Source organism: Corallococcus aberystwythensis (assembly GCF_003612165.1).
Classification (GTDB): Bacteria; Myxococcota; Myxococcia; order Myxococcales; family Myxococcaceae; genus Corallococcus; species Corallococcus aberystwythensis.
Genome location: NZ_RAWK01000446.1, coordinates 1 through 4544 on the forward strand (window position 1 = coordinate 1; position 4544 = coordinate 4544).

The 4544-nt window shown below is 73.7% G+C and carries 2 protein-coding genes and 2 pseudogenes; 3 read left to right on the plus strand and 1 reads right to left on the minus strand.

Going from position 1 to position 4544, the window contains the following annotated elements:
• A pseudogene (locus tag D7W81_RS42655) lies at positions 1–476 on the plus strand (hypothetical protein); the annotation flags it as partial.
• Positions 473–3472, plus strand: coding sequence for a bpX6 domain-containing protein (locus D7W81_RS39965; RefSeq protein WP_120560570.1), 3000 nt, complete (start codon positions 473–475; stop codon positions 3470–3472). The pseudogene D7W81_RS42655 and the gene D7W81_RS39965, both read left to right, overlap by 4 nt.
• A gap of 6 nt (positions 3473–3478) precedes the next feature.
• Here D7W81_RS39965 and D7W81_RS39970 read toward each other — a convergent pair whose 3' ends face one another.
• A complete protein-coding gene (locus D7W81_RS39970) occupies positions 3479–4165 on the minus strand; it encodes a response regulator (protein ID WP_120560571.1) in 687 nt (228 codons plus the stop codon).
• 190 nt (positions 4166–4355) lie between these two features.
• On the opposite strand from D7W81_RS39970, the pseudogene D7W81_RS39975 reads away from it, so the two are divergent.
• Positions 4356–4544, plus strand: a pseudogene (locus tag D7W81_RS39975) (hypothetical protein); the annotation flags it as partial.

Genomic DNA, 4544 nt, shown 5'->3' on the forward strand with positions numbered 1-4544 from the left:
GGGGAACGGGGCGGGCGGTCATCTCCCGGCTCAAGGTCCTGGGCGAAGAGCCGGACCGCATGATTCCCATCAACGCGCGCCAGGGAGAGGCGTACTTCGGCTACTCGCCATCGGGGGCCCATCCCGACGCAGGACTGCTCGCGGTGCGTGACAAGGACCTGGACTGGAAGCTGTTCCTGGACACAGGCGTGTCGGTCGTTCCCGTGCCCGAGGGCTACCGCGTGGTGGGCGTGGTGCAGCCGCCCGCGCCGTCCCCGCCCGGCCTGGTCGCGTTGGATCCGGACCGGCGCGGCTTCCACTTCTTCTCGTCCCAGTCGCCCCGGCTGCTCGCGGTGGCCAGTGGCCCCGTGGTGCAGGCCGCGGCGAGCCACGGGCAGCCGGTGTTGGGATGGCTGACGAAGACGGGCGACTTCGTGCTGTGGGACCTGATGGAGCAGACGATGTTGTACCGCTCCGTCCCGGAGGTCGCGTCGTGAGTCCCACGCCCGAGACCGTGCGTCCTCGCGCCCAGGTGCACCGGGGCACCGTGGTGGTGGCGGCCTGGTGGTTCCACCCTGGGATGCTGGGAGAGGCCGAGGCGCGCCGACGCGTGCTGGCGGCGTGGAGGCCCGGCGCCACGGTCTGGGCGCTGGCGGGAGGCCACCTGTTGAAGCTGGCGGCGCCGTGCAAGAGCGCGGTGGAGGCCGCGCCGGGGTTGCCGCTGGTGCTGGAGTCCGGCGTGCTCACCAGTGCGCCGCTGAGCGCGAAGGAACGCGAGCGATTGGCGCCGCCCGCGGGGGCCGTCGTGCTGGTGCACGCGGGTGTCGCTCGGATGTACAGGCCCGGGGAGCTGCGCCACGTGGATCCAGGAGCGTGGCTGGACGTGTCGGAGTGGCGGCGCGTGCGGGTGAAGGGACTGGGCGCGCCGCCTCCGCCCATGAAGATGGCAGTGGAGCCCCTGCCTCCGCCCACGCGCGAGTGGTTCGGACCGAAGGTGCCCACGCTCGCACCCGAAGCGGAGCACATGCTGGCGCGCATGGAGGGGCGGGAGGTCCCGGTGGTGCGCGAGGGCTTCTTCGCGAGGCTGCGGCGGGCCTTCTCCCCGAAGGCCGGTGAAGCCACGCTGACCTTGCGCCGTGAAGGCCTGCTCGCACGGCTGCGCAAGGCCTTCCGAGCGGAGCCGGAAGGCGCTCCGAACGGCGCGGTGACTTCGGGCCGCGCGGGATTCTTCGACCGCTTGCGGAGCGCCTTCGCTTCGAACTCTTCTGGAGCCCCCGGCTCGGACACGGCGCGTCCCGGCTTGTGGCAGCGCTTCTTCGGCTCGGGCTCTACCTCCGCGCCCGGCGTGGGTGGACGGGCCGGCTGGTTCGCGCGGCTCCTCGCCGGGATGCGCGGGCACGACAGCGCCACGGCTTCACAACAGGGCTCACTGCCCGCGTCCGGCACGCGTCCCCCGGAACCCGAAGGCCCGGGCGCCCTTGAGCAACTGAAGGCATGGATGCTCCAGAACACGCTCCTGGGCCGGCTCATCGGTCAGCGCAAGGGCGACTACCTTCGCCGCCTCTTCGAGCTCTTCGAAGAGGGCAAGCTCGACGAAGCCCTGCGCCACGCCATCCCCCTGGGCACGGAGCCGGACGAACGCGCGCGGCTCGCGCTCGGAGTCCCCGGGCCTCGCGATGAGCTGCGCATCCAGCCACGCGGCCGGAGCGGCGCCGCCCAGGCGTTCGGCGGTGGCCCCGCCGTGTTCGAGGCCCTGCGCGAGCGCTACCGCGAGACCTTCCGCCGCCTGGAGCGTGAGGGCCGCATCGACGAGGCCGCCTTCGTCCTCGCGGAGCTGTTGGGGACCATCGAAGAGGCCGTGTCCTTCCTGGAGCGCCACGGCCGCCTCCGGCTCGCGGCGGAGCTCGCCGAGGGCCGCGACCTCCCCGCGAGCCTCGTGGTGCGCCAGTGGTTCCTCGCGAAGGACGTGGAGCGCGCGGTGTCCATCGCGCGGCGCTCGGGCATGTTCGCGGACGCGGTGGTGCGCCTGGAGAAGACCCACCCCGCCGAGGCCCAGACCCTGCGCCTGCTGTGGGCGGAGTCGCTCGCGGAGGCCGGTGATTGGGCGCGCGCGGTGGACGCTGTGTGGCCCGTCACCTCCGCGCGCCACCTCGCTCGGGCCTGGGTGGACCGGGGCATCCAGGCTGGCGGCGCGAGCGGGGCGAAGCTCCTGGTGCGCCTGGCGCTCGGGTTCCCGGACGGCTTCGCCGCCGCGCGCGAGGATGTCCAGGCCCTGCTGTCGGACGACGCCCCCGCACGCGCCCCGGAGCGCCAGGCCTTCGCCACGGAGCTGCTGCGCGAGGGCGCCTCGGAGGCCCGGAGCGCGCTCCTCGTCCCCACGACCCGCGCGCTGATGCGCGACGACGCGGTGGATGTCCTCACTGCTTCCAAGGTCCTCCAGCAGCTGCGCGCCCTGAAGGACCCCGCGATGGCCGCGCTGCGCACGGACCTGCCTACGCCGAAGGTCTCCCAACGGCACCCCTGGGCCGAGTCGCCGGACCTGGCACCCGTGCGCGTGTGGATGGACCGGAACGACGCGGGTGCTCACGCCGTGCATGACGCCGTGGTGCTGCCGGGGCAGCGCGTGCTGCTCGCGCTGGGCGAGGCGGGCGCACGGCTGGTGGGCCCGGACGGACGCACGCTCGCGGGCTTCGACGTGCCGGCGTTCTCGCTCGTCGTGTCCGCGCAGGGAAACCGCGCGCTCGCGCTCGCGCGCCGGGGCGACCTGTGGCGCCTGTCGCGGCTGGACCTGGTGGAGCGCCGGGCCACGCGCTGGTGCGACACGGAGCTGGACGCGTGGGCCCCCACCTACGACGGGGAGCGGTGGTTCACCGCAGTGCGCGACACCGTGAGCATGGTGGACACGCTCGCCGCCGAGCCGCGCTCCCTGTGGCGCGTGTCGCAGGTGGGCGGCACCGTGTTGCGGATGGCCGTGGACGCGAAGCACCTGTCCTTCCTGGTCCTGCACCTCACGCCAGGCCAGGACTTCGAACGCCTGGAGCGCTGGAGCTACGTGCTGGCGGGCGGCCCCACCCTGCGCGGGCGCGCGGACGTGCCGGACCTGCGGGGGACCCCGGACACCCTCGCGCTCACGCCCGACGGCGAGGTGGTGGCCGGGCGCATCGCGGGGGCCGAAGGCGCGGGGGCCGGACCCTGGTCCTACCTGGCCCCCATCGCCGTGCGGCGCTTCCACATCCCGTCCCGGCAGGGCGAGGAGCGTGTGGGCGCGGTGCTCGGGCAGGCCTGGAGCGTGACGCGCTTCCAGAAGGGCGAGCTGCACACGGCCGTCCTGCGCGACCTCGCCGGCCACGCCCGCGCCACGGTGGAGTTCTCCGGCACCCCGCCCCAGGTCGTGCGCCTCACGGAGGACTGGTGCGCCGTCCACGACCTGTTCGGCCGCGTGGTGTGGCTGGACCTGACCTCCGGGGAGGTCCACCGCGTGCCGGTGGTGTGAGCCCCTTCAGGCCCAGCGCAGGTGGCTGGGCACGATGACCATGCTCGCCGTCAGCGCGCAGGCGGCGTCGTCCACTTCCAGCACCACGCGCACGCCCTCCACCGTCACCAGCAGCGAGGGCTGCTCGCTGTGCAGCGCCATCAGCCACGACGACGCCAGCGGCAGCTCCGTGGCGGACAGCTCCGCGGCGCGCAGGAGGTGCACGCGCACCGCGTGACGGACCGGGGCCGGCAGCGCATGCAGTGTGTAGAGCGATTCGTCCGGCAGCCGCAGCGTGTACGGCGTGCGCGGCGGTTCCGGGGTGCGTCCGGGCAGCTCGCGCAGCCGCTCCGCCAGCTCCCGCACCAGCGCCTCCGGCTGCGGCGGCTTGTGCAGGAAGCCCACCACGCCGTGCAGCGGCACGTCCGGCGTGCCGCCCGCCGAGGACATCATCATCACCGCCAGGTGCCGCAGCCGCGCGTCCGTGCGCAGGTGGCCGTACACCTCCCAGCCATCCAGCCTGGGCAACATCAGGTCCAGCAGGATGAGGTCCGGGTGCTGCGCGCGCGGACGATGACGCAGCCAGTCCAGCGCCTCCGCGCCGTCCGACACCGTCGACACCAGGAAGCCCGCTTCGCGCGCCGCCCGGCCCACGCCCTCCCGCCACGTCCGGTCGTCCTCGACGAGCAGCAGGTGGTGGACGCCCAGGGCCATCCTCCGATTCGACCCGCTTTTCCTCGGTTTCTTGAAGCGGACCCGGGTCTGTCGGGAGCCCCAACGTCACCTGTCCGACAGTGCGCTCCCGGGGACTGTTCTTCCCGGACGCCCCACGCCCGACCGCGCCTCTGACCGTGTAGCTGTCATCTTGCAGTTGGGCTGTAGATGTACACCCTTCGCGGCGCTCATGGCCTACCGCTGCCAGCTGGAACCCCCGGTGGTGCGCACGCTCACGGCGTGTACGCCCGCGGTGCGCGAGCGGCTCCAGGGGGAGCTGGGGGCGCTCGCCAGCCGGATGCCGCGTCTGCCGGTGATGCCCTCGGGGCGGGAGGGCGCGGCGGTGCTCGCCTGCGGCTTCCAGGTCCGCTACCAGGTG